This is a genomic window from Enterobacter sp. JMULE2 (assembly GCF_013337145.1).
In the GTDB taxonomy this organism is placed as follows: Bacteria; Pseudomonadota; Gammaproteobacteria; order Enterobacterales; family Enterobacteriaceae; genus Enterobacter; species Enterobacter mori.
Window position 1 is genome coordinate 1,319,702 of the sequence record NZ_SGWD01000010.1, and the last position, 22,220, is coordinate 1,341,921.

A 22,220-nucleotide genomic window follows, 5' to 3' on the forward strand; every position below is an offset into this window, starting at 1 on the left:
CGTTGTAACAGACAGCGGCTGCGAATGACAATGAGTATATCGTTTAAATCTATCATAACCCCAATTGCTGCTGAATCGAAGCAGCAGGCGTCACATACGCCTTTTATTTGCGCAGCGCCCGGCAAATAAGATGCGATAAGAGCTCTAGCTGCCGCGCCAGTTCCATACTCAGCCAGACGTAGCCATGAATGGGCGTTTCCGCCACGTTATCGCTCTGGCGTTCATTGATTAGCTGCTTCAGCTCCGCGACGATCTCATTCAGCCGCTCGCTGTTGGCCAGTATCGGCTGCGGATTGCCTTCATAGAGCGCATGGGCGATGGTCAACAGCGTTTGCTGCGTCATCTGCTGCGTCTCTTTGAGCGTATGCGCATTAAGCATCAGCAGATGGCTGGGACGCGAGGCCCAGTGGGCGTTGATCTGCAGCTCAAGCATGCAGACCAGATTGCGGCTTACCGTCTGGATGGCTTCGAAAATCGCTTTCTGAATATGGGTTTCTTTGCTGGCGGGCGTGATCAGGCCGCGCATTTTGACGACATCATTGAGGATCTTCTGCAGGTGTTTTTCCAGCCGTGGCCGTTCAACCAGATTCGGGGAAAAGCCGGCCTGATAGACACGGTTAAATGCCGTCACGTAATTCGCCATCTGGATGCGCCAGTGCAGAAAGGCGCGTTGCGGCCAGATCCCCGTAAACAGCATCGCCAGCAACGAGCCGAGCACCACATCCCCGCTTCGCCACAGCGCCGTAGTCATATCCCCGGCGGGCGCACCGACCACCACCGCGAGCGTAATCCCAATCAGCAACGCCTGATACGGTCTTTTGCCCAACGCCAGCCAGCCGCAGAGGAACATGGCGGCTCCGCACCATGCCAGCATGACAGGAAAGGAGATCAGCTCCAGTTTCAGGGCGATTAGCCCAAGGGCGGAGCCTAATACGGTCCCGCCAATTCGCTCAAGCGCGCGCGGAACAACGTTTCCCCAAAAGGAGATGGGCCCCATCACGACCACCAGCGTAATCAGCGGCCACGTCCCCTCCGGAACATCCAGCAAGCGAACCAGTACAAACGTCAACACGAACGCCAGCGCGATGCGACACCCATGCACCACGCGGTAATGTTTGTACAACCGAATTTCAAACGGCGTTAATGATTTGTCGGGACGCACACCCGCTCTCCAGCTACACGGCAAATCACAATTGTACTGTGTTTTCAGCCGGGTGGATCGCCCCCGGCTAAAAATCCCACTTTTTACAGGGTTAACCCGCTTTATGCTCTACCGCGACGAACATCTCAATGTCCCAGTAGCCATCTGCATTACCATCATTGAGATAGCGTTCGAAGCAGGGTTTTGGAGCAATCTGGTACTTATTGTCCTGCAGGAGGGAATTAAAGAACTGATACCACGGGGTCGCAAAGTCGTAATTTTCAACACGTGCCGTCGCGACCGCATAATCCCCGGCAACAATTTCGGTCATCATCACCCCTTCACTGTTATCGGGAATGATAAAGTCGTCGGGTACCGTGACGGCGGTGTCACAGCGCAGTTTTTCTGCCGGGACCTCATCAGGATTATCGTAGTAAACCGCTACCCACTCCAGCGGCTGAATGTGACGCCCATCCACCCACATGACCAGTTGTTCAAAGCCCTGCTTAACGGTTTTTTCCCACGGCCCAACAAGGTGAAAACCTGCGATTTTACGTTTCTGTTGCTGCTTGATGCTGTAGTCCATGCTGCCTCCGCTTATTACTGTATATTTATACACTATAAAGCAGAATGAATATTATCGGCAAACGAGGAGTGTTTATTATGTGAGCAGACTCGCAACCCTGCCAGTCTGCTCAGAAAGGTTAGATGGTGTGATGCAGATAATCACTCAGGCGGGAGAAAATACCGCCTTTATCAACGCGTTCCAGCGTGACCAGCGGCCAGTGCGCCACCAGCTTATCGCGGTCGTACAGCTGAATTTCACCGACCCGCTGATGGGCGGCAATCGGGGCTTCCAGCTCTTTTGTATCCAGCACGTATTTAGCCTTAATGTTCGGCACTTCCGCTTTTGGCAAGGCCAGCCAGAAGTCCTGATCGGTTCCCAGGTTTACCTGTTCTTTATCACCGTACCAGATCCGCTCGGTCCCCACTTTTTTACCGCTGTGCAGGATCTGCACCGTATCAAAGTTCTGTTGTCCCCAGTGGAGCAGCTTGCGCGCCTGATCTTCACGCCCCTTCGGGCTGTCTGCGCCCATTACCACGGCGATCAAGCGACGCTGCCCGTCCACCGCGGAGGCAATCAGGTTAAAGCCCGCGCCGGAGGTATGCCCCGTTTTCAGACCGTCCACGTTCATGGTTTTATCCCACAGCAGGCCGTTGCGGTTCTGCTGGGTGATCCCGTTCCAGGTCAGGCTCTTCTCGCTGTACATATGATAAAACTCTGGCTCACCGTGAATGATCGCGCGGGAGAGAACGGCCAGATCGTAAGCGGAGCTGTGCTGCCCAGGCGCATCCAGTCCGTGAACGGTTTCGAAGTGGGTGTCGCGCAGGTTCAGCTTTTGCACATAGTCATTCATCATATTCACGAACTGCGGCTGGCCACCCGCGACGTGATCGGCCAGCGCCACGCAGGCATCGTTACCGGAATCGACAATCAGGCCCCGGCTGAGATCGCGTACGGAAACGCGATCGCCCTCTTTCAGGAACATCAGAGACGATCCGTCAAATACCGGGTTACCTTTCGCCCACGCGTCGCGCCCAACCGTGACGATATCATCCGGGCTGATGCGATGGCTGTCGATAGCGCGGTCGACGACGTAGCCCGTCATCAGCTTGGTCAGGCTTGCCGGATTACGCTGTTGATGTTCGTTGCCCGCCGTTAATATCTGACCAGTAGTGTAATCCATCAGCACCCAGGACCCCGCCTGGATGGCAGGTGGCTGCGGGGAGAAATCCAGCGGATCGGCAGCCAGCGCAGATGTGATACTCGAAGCAAGTAAAGAAACAGCAATAAACAGACGGCGTTTCAACGGTATATCCTCAGGTCATTAAAAATCGATGACCTTTTTACGGGAGTTCTGCTGCCGTTACCTGCCTTAATTGCAAAAAAATGTGACAGAGTGCATATTTTTCTCTGACGGTGTCTCGCAAATTTCACGCATGACGGCGCTTTTTATTCGGACTGCTTAGCGCGATCGTTTACCATAGCGTCGTGAATTTTTTACAGGATGATATTACTGGTGTCTGATTCTGCCGCGCGCCCAACTTTTTTGTTCCACGATTACGAAACCTTTGGCACCCACCCGGCGCTGGACAGACCGGCGCAGTTTGCTGCCATCCGTACCGACGACGAATTCAACATCATTGGCGAGCCAGAGGTTTTTTACTGCAGGCCCGCGGATGATTATCTGCCGCAGCCAGGCGCGGTGATGGTTACGGGCATTACACCGCAGGAAGCACGGGAAAAAGGGGTGAGCGAAGCGGAGTTTGCCCGCCGCATCCACGATCTGTTTACCGTTCCCCATACCTGCGTGGTCGGCTACAACAATATTCGTTTCGATGATGAAGTGACGCGCAATATCTTCTACCGCAACTTCTACGACCCCTATGCCTGGAGCTGGCAGAACCGCAATTCGCGCTGGGATTTACTCGACATTATGCGCGCCTGTTACGCCCTGCGTCCTGAAGGCATTAACTGGCCGGAGAACGAGGATGGGCTGCCGAGTTTCAGGCTTGAACACCTGACGCGCGCCAACGGCATCGAACACAGCAATGCTCACGATGCGATGGCAGACGTCTATGCCACCATTGCCATGGCAAAGCTGGTGAAAACTGCCCAGCCGCGTCTGTTTGAGTATCTGTTGAGTCACCGCAGCAAACAGAAGCTGACTACGCTCATTGATGTCCCGCAGATGAAGCCGCTGGTACACATCTCCGGGATGTTCGGTGCGTGGCGCGGCAATACCAGCTGGGTTGCGCCGCTGGCATGGCATCCCGACAACCGTAATGCCGTTATCATGGTGGATTTGGCGGGCGATATCTCCCCGCTGCTGGAACTGGACAGCGATACGCTGCGCGAACGGCTTTACACGCCGAAAAACGAGCTCGGCGATCTGCCTGCGGTACCGGTGAAGCTGGTTCACATCAATAAATGTCCGGTGCTGGCGCAGGCCAATACGCTGCGCCCGGAAGATGCTGACAGGCTGGGTATTAATCGTCAGCACTGTCTGGATAACCTGAAGGTGCTGCGCGACAACCCGCAGGTACGGGAAAAAGTAGTCGCAATCTTTGCGGAAGCCGAGCCGTTTGTGCCGTCTGAGAACGTCGACGCACAGCTTTATAACGGTTTCTTCAGCGATGCCGATCGCGCAGCGATGAATATCGTCCTGCAAACCGAGCCGCGTAACTTACCGGCGCTGGATATTACCTTTGCAGATAAGCGCATTGAAAAGCTGATGTTCAATTACCGGGCGCGAAACTATCCGGGTACCCTGGACGAAGTGGAGCAGGAACGCTGGCTGCAGCATCGACGTAACGTGTTTACGCCGGAATTCCTCAACAGCTATGCGCAAGAGCTGGAAATGCTTTACGGCCAGTATGAAGGGAATGCTGAGAAACAGGCGCTGTTGAAATCCCTGTTCCAGTACGCGCAAGAGATCGTCTGAGCGACGGGTACAAAAAAGCCGGAGGCGATGTCTCCGGCTTTTTTTTTGCCCGCTGGCGCTACGCTTACACGGGCCTACGGGTGTACAGGTCGGACACCCGACATTATGTTACGCAACGTCTTCGTACTGAGGTACCGGGTTACGGAAGCTTTTGGTTACGCAAGCCAGATAGATCAGACCGATAGCACCCCAGATCAGACCCAGAACCATAGAGCTCTCTTCCAGGTTAATCCACAGCGCACCCACCGTCAGCGCGCCACACATTGGCAGCACCAGATAGTTGAAGTGGTCTTTCAGCGTTTTATTACGCTTTTCGCGGATCCAGAACTGAGAGATCACCGAGAGGTTAACAAAGGTAAACGCCACCAGCGCACCAAAGTTAATCAGCGCGGTTGCCGTCACCAGGTCAAACTTAATGGCCATCAGTGCGATTGCGCCAACCAGCAGTACGTTCCACGCCGGGGTACGCCATTTCGGATGGACGTAGCCGAAGAAACGGGTTGGGAACACACCGTCACGACCCATTACGTACATCAGGCGAGAAACACCTGCGTGTGCCGCCATACCGGATGCCAGTACGGTTACGCTGGAGAAGATCAGCACGCCCCACTGGAAGGTTTTCCCTGCAACATACAGCATGATTTCAGGCTGTGATGCGTCCGGCTCTTTAAAGCGAGAGATGTCCGGGAAGTACAGCTGCAGGAAGTAGGAAGCACCGATAAAGATCATACCGCCAATCAGCGCGGTCAGGAAAATCGCTCTCGGGATCACGCGCTCGGCGTCTTTGGTCTCTTCAGACAGAGAAGAGATACCGTCGAAGCCCAGGAACGAGAAGCACAGGATGGTCGCACCGGTGATCATCGGCACAACGTGCGCGCCTTCAGACCAGAACGGACGGGTGCTGGCCAGCGTACCTGCGCCTTCACCGTGGGACACGCCGTAAATGATCAACCCCACGATAACCGCAACGATACCCATCTGCAGAATAACAATCAGGGTGTTGAAGTTAGCCACGGTCTTGATGCTGCGCAGGTTAGAGATGGTCATAAAGGCCACGAGCGCCACCACGAAGATCCACGACGGTACGGAAGGTACCAGCGCTTCGAAGTAAATTTTTGCCAGCAGAATGTTGATCATCGGCATGAACAGGTAGTCCAGCAGAGATGACCAGCCCACCATAAAGCCAACCGCCGGGCTAATGGATTTCTGAGCATAGGTGTAGGCAGAGCCTGCAGACGGGAAACGGCGAACCAGTTTTCCGTAGCTCAGCGCTGTAAAGAGAATGGCGACCAGCGCAAAGGCGTACGCCGTTGCAACGTGACCGTCAGTAAGGCCTGATACGATACCGAATGTATCGAACAGCGTCATCGGTTGCATATAGGCAAGGCCCATCATAACAACCGGAATCAACGTAAGCGTTTTACGTAATTCCACGCGAGAGGTGTTTGGAGTTGCGTTATGCGACATTGTTATTCTCCTTTACGGTAATAACCGCCACGTAAGCGAAAAATTGCCCCATTTCTTTCTTCCTCAGCGACAACAACTGTCGGATTTTAGTAAATATCTATCCGGTACGAAGCCCGGCCTCTTGGTTTTTAGTTTCGTTTCGTACATGCAAAAAAAATAACCGACGCCTTTTATATCGTCGATTATTCATTTGTTTGCAGCGGCGGCATTTTGCCCCACATCAGATACAAAAGGCAATAGTTTGCAACGCACCGGGCAATTTTCTTTTTTCTAACTGGCTGATTTCTCGACACTGCCCTGAGAGTAAACTGCAGCGATAGCACTATTTGCTAAAATTTCGTCCCGCCACCATGCGCTGGCAAGCCCGGCAGTTTGTTCATTCCAGCCCACCCAAACCGATTCGTTGCTGCTTTGAGCAAGTACCTGTTTTTCAACAAGCGCACCGCTATCAATAAAGCGCTGCGCCAGATAGCGCGGCAAATAGCCGCATCCCAGACCGCTTATTTGCAGTTCCAGCTTGGTTTTAAAATCAAACACGGTAATCGCCTCTTGCTCATCAAGCAGCTGCGAAGAGACGCCACATTCAGGCCGGGAGCTGTCGCCCACCACAATGGCACGGTAGTTTTTAATAATACGGCGGTTAATGGGCTCCGGTTCATTCGCCAGCGGATGATGGGGCGCGACGGCAAAAATTTGCTCCAGTATACCCAGTCGCGCAAAGCCAAAATCGCTCAACTGGGGGGGCTCATGCAGTGCCCCAACGATGATATCCGCCCTGCCCCGCGTCAGGGCATCCCAGGAGCCGCCCAGCACACCATTAATGAAGATTAACCGGGTCACGCTGTGGCGCTGATAGAACGCTTCGATCAGCGGCGTCAGGAGAGAAAAGGGAAAGGTATCATCCACGCCGATCACCAGTTCGTTTTCCCAGCCCTGATGAAGTTTGATGGCCTGTTTTTCCAGTTCGCGAACCGTATGGAGAACGTCACGCCCCTTTTCCAGCAGCATCTGTCCGGTTCGCGTAAAACGCGCGCGATGCCCGGAGCGATCCAGCAGCTCAATGTTCAGATCGCTTTCAAGTTTATGCACGGTATAGCTGAGCGCCGAAGGCGTTTTATAAAGCTTCGCTGACGCCGCGGCGAAGCTTCCCTCTTTTTCCAGTGCATCCAGAATAATAAGAACATCCAGCAGCGGTTTCATCTTCGCCCCCTTACGGTGTGCGATCGTCTCCGCTGATGGCATTATTCCATGGGCATCACCAGCGGATCGGGATACTGATACTCAAATCCCAGTTCATGACAAATTCGATTGCCATCAACAATTTTGCCTTTCCCTTCCCCTTTCGCATCGCCAAAGACTGGCGGAGCCAGACCCAATTGACGAGCCATCAGCGGGTAGAAGGTACTTCTCGATGGATGAGAGGGTGCACATATATTATAGATGTGCCCACCCTTCGGAGCCTGTAATAGCAACTCAATTGCCCCAATAACATCCTCAAGATGGACGAGATTGACGCCATGTTGTCCATCCGGAGCCGATTTTCCGGCAAAGAACCGTCCTGGATGGCGGCCCGGCCCCACCAGCCCGGCCAGACGCAGGATATCGACCTGAGTGCCCGGCAGGTTATGCAGCCAGTCCTCCAGCTCTTTCAGCACGCGACCACTCGCGGTTACCGGTTGACGTTCACTGTTTTCCTTCACCGTCCCCTCAACGTCACCGTAGACTGAGGTGGAACTGGTGAAAATGATGCGCGGGATGTGATGCGCCAGCGCGCTGTCGACAATCTCCTGCATCGCCTGGAGATAAAAAGACTCTCCCGGCCCGCTGCGACGGGCGGGTAAGGTAATAATCAGCGCATCGACATCCATCAGCGCATCCAGATCGTCAGCATCACAAACCAGTTCGGGCTCAAGGCGCAGCTCAACGCCCTCGATGCCACACATGCGTGCGGCTTCTACCCCATCCGACGTGGTTTTGCTCCCGGTCACTTGCCAGCCTTTCGCGGCTAATGACATCGCCAGCGGCATTCCTAACCACCCTAAACCGACAATTGCGACCTTTTTCATGAAAACTCTCCGCTTACACATGCTTGTATTAAGGCTACGCCAGCCCGGCAGAACACACAATTCATAGCATCAATATGAAATGAATTAATGATCACAAAAAGCCCTTGCAATCTGCCGGGCAAGTGGTTTAGGTTAAAAGACATCAGATGCATAAGCATTCAACGAGAATTTATATGACACGCGTTCCATTTAAAAACCACCATCACCACCATCATCCTGACTAGTCTTTCAGGCGATGTGTGCTGGAAGACGTTTGGATCTTCCAGTGGTGCGCGAACGCAAGAGAAAGCCCCCGGAAGATCATCTTCCGGGGGCTTTTTTTTGGACCGCATTCAGACAGGTTAAAACAGGTTAACGAGGAATAAAGAATGTTAGATAACTCACGTTTACGCATAGCTATTCAAAAATCAGGCCGTTTGAGTGACGATTCACGCGAACTGCTGGCCCGCTGCGGGATTAAAATCAACCTGCACACCCAGCGCCTGATTGCCCTGGCTGAAAATATGCCTATCGATATTCTGCGCGTGCGTGATGACGATATTCCTGGCCTGGTGATGGATGGCGTCGTTGATCTCGGCATCATTGGCGAAAACGTGCTGGAAGAAGAGCTGCTGACCCGCCGCGCGCAGGGCGAAGACCCGCGTTACTTCACCCTGCGTCGTCTGGACTTCGGCGGCTGCCGCCTGTCGCTGGCTACGCCGGTCGATGAAGCGTGGGACGGCCCGGCTGCGCTGAACGGCAAGCGTATCGCCACCTCTTACCCTCACCTGTTAAAGCGTTACCTCGACCAGAAAGGCGTGCAGTTTAAATCCTGCCTGCTGAACGGCTCTGTTGAAGTGGCACCCCGTGCGGGTCTGGCTGACGCCATTTGTGACCTGGTCTCTACCGGCGCGACGCTGGAAGCGAACGGTCTGCGCGAAGTGGAGGTTATTTACCGCTCCAAAGCCTGCCTGATTCAGCGCGACGGCGACATGGCCGATGCCAAGCAGCAGCTCATCGACAAACTGCTGACCCGTATTCAGGGCGTGATTCAGGCGCGTGAATCCAAATACATCATGATGCACGCGCCGACCGAGCGCCTGGACGAAGTGATTGCCCTGCTGCCAGGTGCTGAGCGTCCAACCATTCTGCCGCTGGCAGGCGATCAGCAGCGCGTGGCGATGCACATGGTGAGCAGCGAAACCCTGTTCTGGGAAACCATGGAAAAGCTGAAGGCACTGGGCGCAAGCTCTATTCTGGTGCTGCCAATTGAGAAGATGATGGAGTAATGGCCATGAGCTTTAACACAATCATCGACTGGAATAACTGTAGCGACGCACAACAGCGCGAACTGCTGATGCGTCCGGCGATTTCCGCGTCGGAAAGCATTACCCGTACCGTGGCCGAGATCCTCAACAACGTCAAAACCCGTGGCGACGACGCGCTGCGTGAATACAGCGCGAAGTTTGATAAAACCGAGGTTGGCGCGTTAAGGGTCACCGAAGAGGAAATCGCGGCAGCGGAAAGCCGTCTTGGTGACGAGATCAAACAGGCGATGGCCGTCGCGGTGAAAAACATTGATACCTTCCACACCGCGCAGAAATTACAGACCGTTGATGTGGAAACCCTGCCAGGCGTGCGCTGCCAGCAGGTGACGCGCCCGGTTGCGTCGGTCGGCCTTTATATCCCTGGCGGCTCTGCCCCACTGTTTTCCACCGTACTCATGCTGGCTACCCCTGCGCGTATCGCCGGGTGTCAGAAAGTGGTGCTCTGCTCGCCACCGCCGATTGCCGACGAGATCCTTTACGCCGCGAAACTGTGCGGCGTGCAGGAAGTGTTTAACGTGGGCGGTGCGCAGGCAATTTCCGCGCTGGCCTTTGGCACAGAGTCCATCCCGAAGGTTGACAAGATTTTTGGCCCGGGCAATGCGTACGTGACCGAAGCCAAGCGCCAGGTCAGCCAGCGTCTGGACGGCGCGGCAATTGACATGCCAGCCGGTCCGTCTGAAGTGCTGGTGATCGCAGACAGCGGCGCGACGCCGGATTTCGTGGCCTCCGACCTGTTATCTCAGGCGGAACACGGCCCTGACTCGCAGGTCATCCTGCTGACGCCGGATGCCGATATGGCGAAACGCGTAGGCGAAGCCGTTGAGCGCCAGCTTGCGGACCTGCCGCGTGCCGAAACCGCACGCCAGGCGTTGTCCGCCAGCCGCCTGATTGTGGCGCGCGATCTCGGCCAGTGTATTGCCATCTCTAATCAGTACGGTCCCGAGCACCTGATCATTCAGACCCGCAGCGCGCGCGATCTGGTCGACAGCATCACCAGCGCGGGCTCGGTGTTCCTCGGAGACTGGTCACCAGAGTCCGCGGGCGATTACGCCTCCGGCACCAACCACGTGCTGCCGACATATGGTTACACCTCCACCTGCTCAAGCCTGGGCCTGGCGGATTTCCAGAAACGGATGACCGTGCAGGAACTCTCCCGCGAGGGGTTTGCATCACTGGCTTCCACCATTGAAACCCTGGCCGACGCCGAGCGCCTGACCGCCCACAAAAACGCCGTGACCCTGCGCGTTGCCGCCCTGAAGGAGCAAGCATGAACATTGAAGAATTAGCCCGCGAAAATGTCCGACGACTGACTCCGTATCAGTCTGCCCGTCGCCTGGGCGGTAACGGCGATGTCTGGCTGAACGCCAACGAATTCCCGACGGCGGTGCAGTTCGAGCTGTCGCAGCAAACGCTGAACCGCTACCCGGAGTGCCAGCCGAAAGCGGTTATCGATAACTACGCCCAATACGCGGGCGTGAAGCCGGAGCAGGTGCTGGTCAGCCGCGGCGCGGATGAAGGTATCGAACTGCTGATCCGCGCGTTCTGCGAGCCCGGTAAAGATGCGGTGATGTACTGTCAGCCTACTTACGGCATGTACAGCGTCAGCGCGGAAACCTTCGGCGTGGCGTGCCGCAACGTGCTGTCCCTGGAAGACTGGCAGCTCGATCTGCAGGGTATCGCCGACAATCTCGACGGCGTGAAGGTCGTCTTCGTCTGCAGCCCAAATAACCCGACCGGCCAGATTATCAACCCGCAGGATATTCGTACCCTGCTGGAAATGACCCGCGGCAAGGCGCTGGTGGTGGCGGATGAAGCCTATATTGAATTCTGCCCGCAGGCGACGCTGGCTGGCTGGATTGAAGAGTACCCGCACCTGGTGGTGCTGCGTACGCTGTCGAAGGCTTTCGCCCTCGCGGGCCTGCGCTGCGGCTTTACGCTGGCCAATAAAGAGGTCATCGACCTGCTGCTGAAAGTTATTGCGCCTTACCCGCTCTCCACGCCGGTTGCCGACATTGCCGCACAGGCGCTGGCTCCGCAGGGTATCAACGCCATGCGTGAACGCGTGGCGCAAATTCTGGAAGAGCGTCAGTACCTGGTGACGGCCCTGAAAGCGATCCCCTGCGTAGAGCAGGTGTTTGACTCTGAAACCAACTACATTCTGGTGCGCTTTACTGCTTCAAGCTCCGTATTTAAATCTTTATGGGATCAAGGCATTATCTTACGAGACCAAAATAAACAACCATCCTTAAGCGGCTGCCTGCGTATTACCGTCGGCACCCGTGCAGAGAGCCAGCGCGTGATTGACGCCCTGAAAGCGGAGAAAGTATGAGTCAGAAGTATCTCTTTATCGATCGTGACGGCACCCTCATTTCGGAGCCACCTACCGATTTTCAGGTCGATCGTTTCGACAAGCTGGCTTTTGAACCCGACGTAATCCCGGTTCTGCTCAAACTGCAGAAGGCTGGCTTTAAGCTGGTGATGATCACCAATCAGGACGGGCTGGGTACGGACAGCTTCCCGCAGGCCGACTTCGACGGCCCGCACAACCTGATGATGCAGATCCTCACCTCGCAGGGCGTGACGTTTGATGAGGTGCTGATTTGCCCTCACCTGCCAGCCGACGAGTGCGACTGCCGTAAACCGAAAGTGAAGCTGGTTGAGCGTTATCTGGCGGAAGAAGCGCTAGATAAAGCCAACAGCTATGTGATTGGCGATCGCGCCACCGACATCACCCTCGCCGAAAACATGGGCATCGCGGGCCTGCGTTACAGCAGCAGCGATCTCAACTGGGCGAAGATTGGCGAACAACTGATCAAACGCGACCGTTATTCACACGTTGAGCGCAACACCAAAGAGACGCAGATTGATGTGAAGGTCTGGCTGGACCGTGAAGGCGGCAGCAAGATCCACACCGGCGTCGGATTCTTTGACCACATGCTGGACCAGATTGCGACCCACGGCGGTTTCCGCATGGAGATTACGGTAAAAGGCGATCTTTACATTGACGATCACCACACCGTGGAAGACACCGGCCTGGCGCTGGGCGAAGCCCTGAAGCTGGCGCTCGGTGACAAACGCGGCATCAACCGTTTCGGCTTCGTCCTGCCGATGGACGAGTGCCTGGCACGCTGCGCCATGGACATCTCGGGTCGCCCGCACCTGGAATATAAAGCCGATTTCACCTACCAGCGCGTGGGCGATCTCAGCACCGAAATGGTGGAGCACTTCTTCCGTTCGCTCACCTACACTATGGGCCTGACGCTGCACCTGAAAACCAAAGGCAAGAACGATCACCACCGCGTGGAGAGCCTGTTTAAAGCCTTTGGCCGTACGCTGCGCCAGGCGATCCGTGTTGAAGGTGACGCCCTTCCCTCGTCGAAAGGAGTGTTGTAATGAACGTGGTGATTCTGGATACCGGATGCGCCAACCTGAACTCCGTAAAGTCGGCGATTTCCCGCCACGGCTACGAGCCGGTGGTGAGCCGTGACCCCGACGTGGTGCTGCGCGCCGACAAACTCTTTTTACCGGGCGTGGGCACTGCGCAGGCGGCTATGGATCAGATTCGCGAACGCGAGCTGGTCGATCTGATCAAAGCCTGTACCCAACCTGTGCTCGGCATTTGCCTGGGTATGCAGATCCTGGGCCGCCGCAGCGAAGAGAGCAACGGCGTCGACCTGCTGGGCATTATTGACGAAGACGTGCCGAAAATGACCGACCACGGATTACCGCTGCCGCACATGGGCTGGAACCGCGTTTACGCAAAAGCGGGCGACCGGCTGTTTCGCGGCATCGAAGACGGCGCGTATTTTTACTTCGTGCACAGCTACGCCATGCCGGTGAACGCGAACACCATTGCCCAATGCAACTACGGCGAGGCGTTTACCGCAGCGGTACAGAAAGATAATTTTTACGGCGTGCAGTTTCACCCGGAACGCTCTGGTGCCGCGGGCGCACAGTTGCTGAAAAACTTCCTGGAGATGTGATGATTATTCCCGCTTTAGATTTAATTGACGGCACGGTTGTTCGTCTCCACCAGGGCGATTACGGCCAGCAGCGCGACTACGGTAACGACCCGCTGCCGCGCCTGCAGGACTACGCGGCGCAGGGTGCTGAGGTGCTGCACCTGGTCGACCTGACCGGCGCGAAAGATCCGGCGAAACGCCAGATCCCTCTGCTCAAAAAGCTGGTTGCTGGGGTGGATGTCCCCGTGCAGGTTGGCGGTGGCGTGCGCACGGAAGACGATGTTGCCGCCCTGCTGGACGCGGGCGTGGCGCGCGTGGTGGTCGGTTCTACCGCCGTGAAAGATCCTGATACGGTGAAGGGCTGGTTCCGCCGCTTCGGCGCCGATGCGCTGGTGCTGGCGCTGGACGTTCGCATTGATGAACAGGGTAACAAGCAGGTTGCCGTTAGCGGCTGGCAGGAAAACTCCGGCGTAACGCTGGAAGAGCTGGTCGATATTTATCTTCCCGTCGGCCTGAAGCACGTGCTGTGCACGGATATCTCCCGCGATGGCACGCTGGCCGGCTCTAACGTTTCATTATACGAAGAGGTCTGCGCGCGTTATCCGCAGGTGGCGTTCCAGTCTTCTGGCGGTATCGGTGATATTGGCGACGTCGCCGCGCTGCGCGGCACCGGTGTGCAGGGCGTGATTGTGGGACGGGCCTTACTGGAAGGCAAATTTACGGTGACGGAGGCGATTCAATGCTGGCAAAACGGATAATCCCTTGCCTGGACGTACGTGACGGCCAGGTGGTGAAAGGCGTGCAGTTCCGCAACCACGAGATCATTGGCGACATCGTTCCGCTGGCGAAACGCTATGCCGATGAAGGTGCCGATGAGCTGGTATTTTATGATATCACCGCCTCCAGCGATGGACGCGTGGTCGACAAAAGCTGGGTCGCACGCGTGGCTGAAGTGATCGACATCCCGTTCTGCGTGGCGGGCGGAATCAAATCCGCTGACGACGCGGCCAAAATTCTCTCGTTTGGCGCGGACAAAATTTCCATCAACTCCCCTGCGCTGGCCGATCCGGAACTCATCACCCGCCTGGCCGATCGCTTTGGCGTGCAGTGTATTGTGGTCGGTATCGACACCTGGTTTGACGATGCCACCGGCAAGTACCACGTTAACCAGTACACGGGCGACGAAAGCCGCACCCGCGTTACCCAGTGGGAGACGCTGGACTGGGTGCAGGAAGTGCAGAAGCGCGGCGCGGGCGAGATTGTCCTGAACATGATGAACCAGGACGGCGTGCGTAACGGCTACGACCTTGAGCAGTTGAAAAAAGTGCGCGCCGTTTGCCATGTGCCGCTGATCGCCTCCGGCGGCGCCGGCACCATGGCGCACTTCCTTGAAGCCTTCCGCGATGCGAACGTGGACGGCGCGCTGGCCGCGTCCGTGTTCCATAAACAGATTATCAATATTGGTGAGTTAAAAACGTACCTGGCCGACCAGGGCGTGGAGATTAGGGTATGTTAACAGAGCAACAACAGGCGCAGCTGGACTGGGAAAAGACTGATGGATTATTGCCGGTAGTTGTACAGCATGCTGTTTCAGGTGAAGTGCTGATGCTGGGGTATATGAACCAGGACGCGCTGGCAAAAACGCTCGACAGCGGTAAGGTCACCTTTTTCTCGCGCACCAAACAACGCCTGTGGACCAAAGGCGAAACCTCCGGTCATTTCCTGAACGTGGTCAGCATTACCCCTGACTGCGATAACGATACCCTGCTGGTGCTGGCAAATCCGATTGGCCCGACGTGCCACAAAGGGACCAGCAGCTGCTTTGGTGAGGCGAGCCACCAGTGGCTGTTCCTTTACCAGCTTGAGCAGCTTCTGGCTGAACGTAAAACGGCCGATCCTGAAAGTTCGTATACCGCGAAGCTGTACGCCAGCGGAACCAAGCGCATAGCGCAGAAAGTGGGCGAAGAAGGCGTCGAGACGGCACTGGCGGCGACGGTGCAGGACCGGGAAGAGCTGACTAACGAGGCGTCGGATTTGATGTACCACCTGCTGGTACTGCTGCAGGATCAGGAGCTGGATTTAACGGCGGTGATTGAGAACTTACGTAAGCGCCATAAATAAAAAAAGACCGGGAAAGCCCGGTCTTTTTTTGTCTGCGAATCAGGCTTTTGGCTTGTAGTTACGCAGCGCGTTGCGGCCAAGGACGTAGCCTGAACCGATTACGCCACCCAGCAGCACAGCCAGAATCAGCGTAATGGCTTTTTTGGGGCTATCGCGACGGATAGGTAAATTCGGTTTCATCACATAACGGTAAACGTGAATGGTGTCCGGGTTCACATTCAGGTTCTGAATATCCAGCAAGTTTTGTTTGGTCTGATAGTAAGCGCCAGAAAAAACCAGCGGACGGGACGCTTCGTTATCAATCATTGACTTCAGCGCTTCGCTTCCCAGCAGGAACATCGTTTCCTGGGTTACATCCTGAGTTTGCTGAATCTGAGGTGTTGTGATTTTTGCCGCTTCAGCGTTTTTAAGCGCCTCGGTGATCTGTTTGATACGCAGATCTTTTTGCTCCTGAGAGACCTTCTCCTGGTTTTCCAGGGAGTCATTCAGAGTGGTGATCTGCTGTTTGATGTTGTCTCGGAGGTCAAGGGTCAGCTCTTTTGCGGTTTGCTCGTCAACCTGCTGGATGTACTGCGCAAGCTGCTTCTGAGCCGCTTCAGCAGATTCGCCCTGATAGGTTACGGTTAATGGTAATGCCTGACCCTTAACGGTAGTGTCGATGGTCAGTTTCTCTGAAATCTCCTGGTTTTCCAGCGCCTGAGCTAAAGCTGAAAACGAAGAGTTGAAGCGGCCAATCGCACGATTCTGGATATCCAACATTGAAGGGGCAGCGCCACCGTAGAGGATATTCAGCGCATTCGCATAAGTGGCAATCTGAGCCGCATCAGGCTGGGCAATGATAGCAGATGAGGTCCATTTCTCTTTTGCTACCGTGATGTATACGCCTGCTAATACGATAAAAACAGCGACAAACGCCCCTATTACCCACTTTCCGCGCCAAAGTTGCAGCACTAAATCAAGTAAATCAATTTGCTCCGGGTCAGTACTGCGCGTGACCAGGCTATTGTTGTTTTGTGTCATACAATCCCTAACAGATGAAAAGGGCAAAAAAATTATGTTTACGTAGTTTATCTGTTGCTGCGGATTTTTCTATAGGAATTCGATGAGTTATATCGGAAAGATGGGTTATGTAACTTATGCGCTACGCGCTATCATAGACAAATTCTGATGCCTCAGGCATCAACAAGAACGAAGCGTTAACGAGGAAAGATATGAAATTTTTGGTAACGGGCGCAGCAGGCTTTATCGGTTCACATGTCAGCAAGCGACTACTGGACGCAGGTCATCAGGTCGTCGGTATTGATAATCTGAATGACTATTATGATCCGAATCTAAAGATGGCACGTCTTGATCTGCTCAACTCCGATAATTTCACCTTCCACAAGCTGGATTTAGCCGACCGTGAAGGTATGGCCACGCTTTTCGCCAACGAAAAATTTGACCGTGTGATCCATCTGGCCGCTCAAGCGGGCGTACGCTACTCGCTGGAAAACCCACACGCCTATGCAGATGCTAACCTGGTTGGCCATCTCAACGTGCTGGAAGGTTGCCGCCATAACAAGGTTCAGCACCTCCTGTATGCCTCTTCCAGCTCCGTTTACGGCCTGAACCGTAAGATGCCGTTCTCAACTGACGACTCAGTGGATCACCCGGTTTCACTGTATGCGGCGACCAAAAAAGCCAACGAGCTGATGTCGCACACTTACTCGCATCTCTACAACCTGCCGACAACCGGGCTTCGCTTCTTTACGGTGTACGGTCCATGGGGACGCCCGGACATGGCGCTGTTCAAGTTCACCAAAGCGATGATTGAAGGCAAGAGTATTGACGTCTACAATTACGGCAAGATGAAGCGTGACTTCACCTACATCGATGATATCGCTGAAGCGATCATCCGCCTGCAGGATGTGATCCCTCAGGCCGATGCGAACTGGACCGTCGAGACAGGATCGCCAGCGACCAGCTCCGCACCGTATCGCGTCTACAACATCGGCAACAGCTCGCCTGTCGAGCTGATGGATTATATTACCGCGCTGGAAGACGCGTTAGGTAAAGTGGCAGAGAAAAACATGATGCCCATCCAGCCCGGTGACGTGCTGGAAACCAGCGCCGATACGAAGGCGTTATATGACGTGATTGGTTTTAAACCGCAGACCTCGGTAAAAGACGGAGTGAAGAACTTTGTCGACTGGTACCGTAATTTCTATAAGGTTTAATACAAAAAAACCCGGCGCATGAGCCGGGTTTTTTATGTGCGGTAGACGGGAGATTAGTCGCTACCAAACAGATCGCGGGTATAAACCTTATCCGCCACGTCTGCCAGCTCTTCCGCCATACGATTCGAGATAATCACATCCGCTTCTTTCTTGAAAGCGTCCAGATCGCGAACCACGCGGGAGTGGAAGAACTCGTCTTCCTGCATCGCTGGTTCATAGATAATGACCTGCACGCCTTTCGCCTTAATACGCTTCATGATCCCCTGAATAGAAGAAGCGCGGAAGTTATCAGAGCCGCTCTTCATGATCAGACGATAGACGCCCACCACTTTCGGCTGACGTGCAAGGATAGAGTCAGAAATGAAGTCCTTACGCGTGCGGTTGGCATCCACAATCGCGGAAATCAGGTTGTTTGGCACCGCCTGATAGTTTGCCAGCAGTTGCTTGGTATCTTTTGGCAGGCAGTAACCACCGTAGCCAAACGAAGGGTTGTTGTAATGGTTACCGATACGCGGGTCGAGGCACACGCCTTCGATGATCTGGCGGGTGTTCAGGCCCAGACTCTCTGCATAGCTGTCCAGCTCGTTGAAGTAGGCCACGCGCATTGCCAGATAGGTATTGGCGAAGAGCTTGATCGCCTCGGCTTCGGTAGAGTCAGTGAACAGTACCGGAATATCTTTCTTGATTGCGCCTTCCTGCAGCAGTGCGGCAAAACGTTCCGCACGCTCAGAGCGCTCACCGATCACGATACGGGATGGGTGCAGGTTATCGTATAACGCCCTGCCCTCGCGCAGAAACTCTGGCGAGAAGAAGACATTATCAATACCCAACTCTTCTTTAATCGATTTGGTGAAGCCTACCGGAATGGTCGATTTGATGATCATCACCGCTTTTGGGTTGATTGCGATAACATCTTTGATCACCGCTTCAACGGTTGAGGTGTTGAAGTAGTTAGTTTTAGGGTCGTAATCCGTTGGTGTGGCGATGATGACGAAATCTGCGTCGCGATAGGCGTCTTCTTTGTCCGTCGTGGCACGGAAATTCAGCGACTTATTTGAGAGATAATCCTGTATTTCCTTATCAACAATCGGGGACTTCTTCTGGTTGAGCATATCAACTTTGGCCTGCACGATGTCCAGTGCAACCACTTCATGATTCTGAGCAATTAGAATGCCGTTTGAAAGACCAACATAGCCTGTTCCGGAAATAGTTATTTTCATTCGCTAATGACTTCTGTGAGTTAACTGTATTGATGGCCGCCTGACCATCGCGATGAACCTGACTGTTGGGCTTTGTACCTCCTTGCCAACAGAACTGTCAAGGCAAACCAGGAGTAATCCCTATGAGTGGGCTGACATTCAGACTTCTTCGAAAAAAATCGCCATTTTCAGGATAAAAAAAACCCGGAGAGTTCTCCGGGTTATGTTCACAGCCAGTTGATTAAATTATTCCATCCATTCGGTATGGAATACACCCTCTTTATCGGTACGTTTATACGTATGCGCACCGAAGTAATCACGCTGTGCCTGAATCAGGTTCGCTGGCAGTACAGCAGCACGGTAGCTGTCATAGTACGCCACCGCAGCGGAGAAGGTCGGAACAGGGATACCGTTCTGCACAGCGTAAGCAACCACGTCACGCAGCGCCTGCTGGTATTCGTCAGCGATTTTCTTGAAGTACGGTGCCAGCAGCAGATTCGCGATACCAGCATTTTCAGCGTACGCATCGGTAATTTTCTGCAGGAACTGAGCGCGGATAATGCAACCAGCACGGAAGATCTTCGCGATTTCGCCGTAGTTCAGATCCCAGTTGTTTTCGTCTGAAGCGGCACGCAGCTGAGAGAAACCTTGTGCATAAGAGACGATTTTACCCAGATACAGAGCACGACGAACTTTCTCAACGAATGCAGCTTTATCACCAGCTGGCTTGGCCTGAGGGCCAGACAGTACTTTTGAAGCGGCAACACGCTGCTCTTTCAGAGAGGAAATGTAACGTGCAAACACTGATTCGGTGATCAGGGATAGAGGCTCGCCCAGATCCAGAGAGCTCTGGCTGGTCCATTTACCGGTACCCTTGTTCGCTGCTTCATCCAGAATCACATCAACCAGGTATTTACCCTCTTCATCTTTTTTAGTGAAGATATCTTTGGTGATGTCGATCAGGTAGCTGTTCAGCTCGCCTTTGTTCCACTCAGTGAAGGTCTCAGCGAGTTCTTCGTTAGAGAGGTTCAGGCCACCTTTCAGCAGGGAGTATGCTTCAGCAATCAGCTGCATATCGCCGTATTCGATGCCGTTGTGGACCATCTTCACATAGTGACCAGCACCGTCAGGACCGATATAGGTCACGCACGGCTCGCCGTCTTCTGCAACGGCTGCAATTTTAGTCAGGATAGGAGCGACCAGTTCGTACGCTTCTTTCTGGCCGCCAGGCATGATAGATGGACCTTTCAGTGCACCTTCTTCACCACCGGAAACGCCGGTACCGATGAAGTTAAAGCCTTCCGCAGACAGTTCACGGTTACGACGAATGGTGTCGTGGAAGAAGGTATTACCGCCATCAATGATGATGTCGCCTTTATCCAGATACGGTTTCAGGGAATCGATAGCAGCATCGGTTCCCGCGCCCGCTTTCACCATTAACAGGATACGACGAGGCGTTTCCAGAGACTCAACGAACTCTTTAACCGTATAGAAAGGAACCAGTTTCTTGCCTGGATTCTCAGCGATGACTTCTTCAGTCTTATCACGGGAGCGGTTGAAAACGGAGACGGTATAACCACGGCTTTCGATGTTGAGCGCCAGGTTGCGCCCCATCACTGCCATACCGACAACGCCGATCTGTTGCTTGGACATTACATACTCCTGTCAGGTGTGGATACCCCGCCGTAACGTAAGCGGCGGGTAAAGTGAAGAACATGTTAACTCAGGTTAGAGGCCGGAAGGTAGCAATAGATGTCTTCTTAAGATTGAACTCAATGAAGATAAAACCCGGTTATTGGTGCATTAATATGCACCATCACGATGAAGAACCACCTTCACTGTTTTGAACAGAATAGCGATGTCATTCCAGAGCGACCAGTTTTTAACGTACCATGAGTCAAAGTAGACGCGAGTATCATAGTCCACATCATTACGGCCACTCACCTGCCACAACCCCGTCATGCCGGGTTTCGCCATCAGATAGTAATCGACATTTTCGTCATATCTTACGAGCTCTTCAGAAATGATTGGGCGCGGCCCAACAAGGCTCATCTGACCTCTCAATACATTGAACAATTGAGGTAATTCATCAAGGCTCGTTTTACGGATAAATCGTCCAACAGGCGTAATGCGAGGATCGTTCTTAAGCTTAAAATCACGTTCCCACTCTGCGCGAGCCTCAGGGTCTGAATCAAGCAACTGCTGGAGTACCTCTTGCGAATTCAGGACCATTGAACGGAATTTATAACAAGGGAACAATTTACCATGACGCCCAACTCGCATATGTCCGTAAATAGCGGGCCCCCCGTCGCGGGTCACTTTGTAATACAAGAAGGCTAAGAGCGGAGAACTGACCAGGATAATAAGAATTGAACAGATGATGTCAAACGTACGCTTAACAAACCGCGATGTTCTTTTAGCGAGATTGTTATTCACGCGGAAAATCATCAGCTCATGGCTGAACAAAAAAGCCATATCCGTACCATAGAGCGGAAGCCCACGTGTTGTTGGAATAACTGAGACATGTCTAAAGCCATTCTTCGACAATGTCTTGAGCCAGTATTCCCGGACGTCTGATTCATCGGATTCAACAGCAATCACGAATTGAACAACTTTCTCATCAAAATGTGATAGCAACCAGTCTTCATCATTTAGATAAATAATATCCTTGGTTTTATCGGCGTACCCCGGATTTGCACCAAACATATACTTTACATCAAAACCCAGGCTTTCTTCGCTACGAAGCGCAAGGCAAGCATCTGAAGCATTTTTTCCTGTACCAATGATAACGGTTGTTTTCTTCCAGCATCCCAAGCGATTAAGTAATCTTCGCGACAACGCTCGTCCAACCGGCACCATGATCATCGCAAACGTCCAGGTCAAGACCCATAGATAGCGAGATGATTGCCACTTGGAAAATGCAATAACAGATAACTCAATGATTGCAAAAATGACAAGCGTACGAAGCAGTTCCTTCATCTCAAACCAAAAAGGCTTTCTGTAGGAATAATGTCGTAGACGGGTCCAGAACCAGCCGATACATATAATGCCCAATGAAACATGGGTTATGACTCGGTCGTCAAACTCGCTTTGTGGAATAAAGCGCGGTAGATTTCCAGTAAACAGGTCAAGCAAACCAAGTGCAATGAAAAATGGCAGAGTTACAGCAATAAAATCAACCAAAGCGACAGTGCATTTAGTATAAAAAAAGGTGCGTGATGATGTCATTGTCCTG

General features: G+C 53.7%; 22 protein-coding genes and 1 other annotated feature. Of the genes, 11 read left to right on the forward strand and 11 right to left on the reverse strand.

Annotated elements, in window-relative coordinates:
- Positions 1-103 precede the first annotated feature (103 nt).
- From EXW94_RS07120 to dacD, 3 genes are all read right to left on the reverse strand, one after another.
- Positions 104-1,162 carry an FUSC family protein gene (locus EXW94_RS07120; RefSeq protein ID WP_100165945.1) on the reverse strand — a complete coding sequence of 353 codons (1,059 nt, stop codon included), beginning with the start codon at positions 1,160-1,162 and terminating at the stop codon, positions 104-106.
- Positions 1,163-1,253: 91 nt separating this feature from the next.
- Positions 1,254-1,727 carry a DNA gyrase inhibitor SbmC gene (gene sbmC, locus EXW94_RS07125; protein ID WP_010432063.1) on the reverse strand — a complete coding sequence of 158 codons (474 nt, stop codon included), beginning with the start codon at positions 1,725-1,727 and terminating at the stop codon, positions 1,254-1,256.
- A 118-nt stretch (positions 1,728-1,845) separates the two neighbouring features.
- Positions 1,846-3,012, reverse strand: coding sequence for a serine-type D-Ala-D-Ala carboxypeptidase DacD (gene dacD / locus EXW94_RS07130; protein ID WP_217436325.1), 1,167 nt, complete (start codon positions 3,010-3,012; stop codon positions 1,846-1,848).
- A gap of 198 nt (positions 3,013-3,210) precedes the next feature.
- Between dacD and sbcB the strand changes: the two genes are divergently transcribed.
- Positions 3,211-4,647 carry an exodeoxyribonuclease I gene (sbcB, locus tag EXW94_RS07135; protein WP_375336639.1) on the forward strand — a complete coding sequence of 479 codons (1,437 nt, stop codon included), beginning with the start codon at positions 3,211-3,213 and terminating at the stop codon, positions 4,645-4,647.
- A gap of 108 nt (positions 4,648-4,755) precedes the next feature.
- Here the strand turns inward: sbcB and EXW94_RS07140 are convergent, their stop codons facing one another.
- The 4 genes from EXW94_RS07140 to EXW94_RS07155 all read right to left on the reverse strand — a co-directional run bounded on the left by EXW94_RS07140 (position 4,756) and on the right by EXW94_RS07155 (position 8,180).
- Entirely contained in the window at positions 4,756-6,114 is a 1,359-nt protein-coding gene (locus tag EXW94_RS07140) for an APC family permease (protein WP_010432055.1), read from the reverse strand.
- Positions 6,104-6,166 (reverse strand): membrane protein YoeI, encoded by a 63-nt coding sequence (yoeI, locus tag EXW94_RS07145; protein ID WP_174339947.1) that lies wholly within the window; start codon positions 6,164-6,166, stop codon positions 6,104-6,106. The genes EXW94_RS07140 and yoeI overlap by 11 nt, the downstream gene beginning before the upstream one ends.
- A 218-nt stretch (positions 6,167-6,384) precedes the next feature.
- Complete coding sequence (locus tag EXW94_RS07150; RefSeq protein WP_042716033.1) at positions 6,385-7,314, reverse strand: LysR substrate-binding domain-containing protein; 930 nt, start codon at positions 7,312-7,314, stop codon at positions 6,385-6,387.
- A gap of 41 nt (positions 7,315-7,355) precedes the next feature.
- A complete protein-coding gene (locus EXW94_RS07155; protein ID WP_174339785.1) occupies positions 7,356-8,180 on the reverse strand; it encodes an SDR family oxidoreductase in 825 nt (274 codons plus the stop codon).
- Between the two features lie 173 nt (positions 8,181-8,353).
- Here EXW94_RS07155 and hisL point away from each other — a divergent pair, with 173 nt between their 5' ends.
- The 9 genes from hisL (at position 8,354) to hisIE (ending at position 15,570) form a co-directional block, all read left to right on the forward strand.
- Positions 8,354-8,404, forward strand: a complete 51-nt coding sequence (gene hisL / locus EXW94_RS07160; RefSeq protein WP_099516347.1) for a his operon leader peptide — start codon at positions 8,354-8,356, stop codon at positions 8,402-8,404.
- Positions 8,380-8,503, forward strand: a sequence feature (His leader region). (Overlaps the previous gene by 25 nt.)
- 45 nt (positions 8,504-8,548) lie before the next feature.
- Entirely contained in the window at positions 8,549-9,448 is a 900-nt protein-coding gene (hisG, locus tag EXW94_RS07165) for an ATP phosphoribosyltransferase (protein WP_028018500.1), read from the forward strand.
- Between the two features lie 5 nt (positions 9,449-9,453).
- Positions 9,454-10,758: a histidinol dehydrogenase gene (gene hisD, locus EXW94_RS07170; protein ID WP_174339786.1), complete on the forward strand. Its 1,305-nt coding sequence runs from the start codon at positions 9,454-9,456 to the stop codon at positions 10,756-10,758.
- Complete coding sequence (gene hisC, locus EXW94_RS07175) at positions 10,755-11,816, forward strand: histidinol-phosphate transaminase (RefSeq protein ID WP_174339787.1); 1,062 nt, start codon at positions 10,755-10,757, stop codon at positions 11,814-11,816. The genes hisD and hisC overlap by 4 nt, the downstream gene beginning before the upstream one ends.
- Positions 11,813-12,880, forward strand: coding sequence for a bifunctional histidinol-phosphatase/imidazoleglycerol-phosphate dehydratase HisB (hisB, locus tag EXW94_RS07180; protein ID WP_174339788.1), 1,068 nt, complete (start codon positions 11,813-11,815; stop codon positions 12,878-12,880). Before hisC ends, hisB begins: the two co-directional genes overlap by 4 nt.
- Complete coding sequence (hisH, locus tag EXW94_RS07185; protein ID WP_042716025.1) at positions 12,880-13,470, forward strand: imidazole glycerol phosphate synthase subunit HisH; 591 nt, start codon at positions 12,880-12,882, stop codon at positions 13,468-13,470. Before hisB ends, hisH begins: the two co-directional genes overlap by 1 nt.
- Positions 13,470-14,207: a 1-(5-phosphoribosyl)-5-[(5-phosphoribosylamino)methylideneamino]imidazole-4-carboxamide isomerase gene (gene hisA, locus EXW94_RS07190; RefSeq protein ID WP_089600476.1), complete on the forward strand. Its 738-nt coding sequence runs from the start codon at positions 13,470-13,472 to the stop codon at positions 14,205-14,207. The genes hisH and hisA overlap by 1 nt, the downstream gene beginning before the upstream one ends.
- Positions 14,189-14,965 (forward strand): imidazole glycerol phosphate synthase subunit HisF, encoded by a 777-nt coding sequence (gene hisF, locus EXW94_RS07195; RefSeq protein ID WP_042716022.1) that lies wholly within the window; start codon positions 14,189-14,191, stop codon positions 14,963-14,965. Before hisA ends, hisF begins: the two co-directional genes overlap by 19 nt.
- Entirely contained in the window at positions 14,959-15,570 is a 612-nt protein-coding gene (gene hisIE / locus EXW94_RS07200) for a bifunctional phosphoribosyl-AMP cyclohydrolase/phosphoribosyl-ATP diphosphatase HisIE (protein ID WP_108418173.1), read from the forward strand. The genes hisF and hisIE overlap by 7 nt, the downstream gene beginning before the upstream one ends.
- Positions 15,571-15,609: 39 nt before the next feature.
- Here hisIE and wzzB read toward each other — a convergent pair whose 3' ends face one another.
- Positions 15,610-16,590 (reverse strand): LPS O-antigen chain length determinant protein WzzB, encoded by a 981-nt coding sequence (wzzB, locus tag EXW94_RS07205; protein ID WP_174339789.1) that lies wholly within the window; start codon positions 16,588-16,590, stop codon positions 15,610-15,612.
- 191 nt (positions 16,591-16,781) lie between these two features.
- Here wzzB and EXW94_RS07210 point away from each other — a divergent pair, with 191 nt between their 5' ends.
- On the forward strand, positions 16,782-17,786 hold the full coding sequence (locus EXW94_RS07210) for an NAD-dependent epimerase (RefSeq protein ID WP_174339790.1): 1,005 nt from the start codon (positions 16,782-16,784) through the stop codon (positions 17,784-17,786).
- Positions 17,787-17,839: 53 nt separating this feature from the next.
- On the opposite strand, the gene ugd is transcribed toward EXW94_RS07210, so the two are convergent.
- The 3 genes from ugd to wbaP all read right to left on the reverse strand — a co-directional run bounded on the left by ugd (position 17,840) and on the right by wbaP (position 22,213).
- A complete protein-coding gene (ugd, locus tag EXW94_RS07215) occupies positions 17,840-19,006 on the reverse strand; it encodes a UDP-glucose 6-dehydrogenase (RefSeq protein ID WP_126816532.1) in 1,167 nt (388 codons plus the stop codon).
- A gap of 225 nt (positions 19,007-19,231) precedes the next feature.
- Positions 19,232-20,638: an NADP-dependent phosphogluconate dehydrogenase gene (gndA, locus tag EXW94_RS07220; protein WP_174339791.1), complete on the reverse strand. Its 1,407-nt coding sequence runs from the start codon at positions 20,636-20,638 to the stop codon at positions 19,232-19,234.
- Positions 20,639-20,788: 150 nt separating this feature from the next.
- A complete protein-coding gene (gene wbaP, locus EXW94_RS07225; RefSeq protein WP_174339792.1) occupies positions 20,789-22,213 on the reverse strand; it encodes an undecaprenyl-phosphate galactose phosphotransferase WbaP in 1,425 nt (474 codons plus the stop codon).
- Positions 22,214-22,220 lie beyond the last annotated feature (7 nt).

Coding starts and splice junctions, on each gene's coding strand:
- sbmC (WP_010432063.1), bottom strand. CDS start 1,727: ATGGACTACAGCATCAAGCAGCAACAGAAACGTAAAATCGCAGGTTTT.
- sbcB (WP_375336639.1), top strand. CDS start 3,211: ATGATATTACTGGTGTCTGATTCTGCCGCGCGCCCAACTTTTTTGTTC.
- EXW94_RS07140 (WP_010432055.1), bottom strand. CDS start 6,114: ATGTCGCATAACGCAACTCCAAACACCTCTCGCGTGGAATTACGTAAA.
- EXW94_RS07150 (WP_042716033.1), bottom strand. CDS start 7,314: ATGAAACCGCTGCTGGATGTTCTTATTATTCTGGATGCACTGGAAAAA.
- EXW94_RS07155 (WP_174339785.1), bottom strand. CDS start 8,180: ATGAAAAAGGTCGCAATTGTCGGTTTAGGGTGGTTAGGAATGCCGCTG.
- hisG (WP_028018500.1), top strand. CDS start 8,549: ATGTTAGATAACTCACGTTTACGCATAGCTATTCAAAAATCAGGCCGT.
- hisD (WP_174339786.1), top strand. CDS start 9,454: ATGAGCTTTAACACAATCATCGACTGGAATAACTGTAGCGACGCACAA.
- hisC (WP_174339787.1), top strand. CDS start 10,755: ATGAACATTGAAGAATTAGCCCGCGAAAATGTCCGACGACTGACTCCG.
- hisB (WP_174339788.1), top strand. CDS start 11,813: ATGAGTCAGAAGTATCTCTTTATCGATCGTGACGGCACCCTCATTTCG.
- hisH (WP_042716025.1), top strand. CDS start 12,880: ATGAACGTGGTGATTCTGGATACCGGATGCGCCAACCTGAACTCCGTA.
- hisA (WP_089600476.1), top strand. CDS start 13,470: ATGATTATTCCCGCTTTAGATTTAATTGACGGCACGGTTGTTCGTCTC.
- hisF (WP_042716022.1), top strand. CDS start 14,189: ATGCTGGCAAAACGGATAATCCCTTGCCTGGACGTACGTGACGGCCAG.
- hisIE (WP_108418173.1), top strand. CDS start 14,959: ATGTTAACAGAGCAACAACAGGCGCAGCTGGACTGGGAAAAGACTGAT.
- wzzB (WP_174339789.1), bottom strand. CDS start 16,590: ATGACACAAAACAACAATAGCCTGGTCACGCGCAGTACTGACCCGGAG.
- EXW94_RS07210 (WP_174339790.1), top strand. CDS start 16,782: ATGAAATTTTTGGTAACGGGCGCAGCAGGCTTTATCGGTTCACATGTC.
- ugd (WP_126816532.1), bottom strand. CDS start 19,006: ATGAAAATAACTATTTCCGGAACAGGCTATGTTGGTCTTTCAAACGGC.
- gndA (WP_174339791.1), bottom strand. CDS start 20,638: ATGTCCAAGCAACAGATCGGCGTTGTCGGTATGGCAGTGATGGGGCGC.
- wbaP (WP_174339792.1), bottom strand. CDS start 22,213: ATGACATCATCACGCACCTTTTTTTATACTAAATGCACTGTCGCTTTG.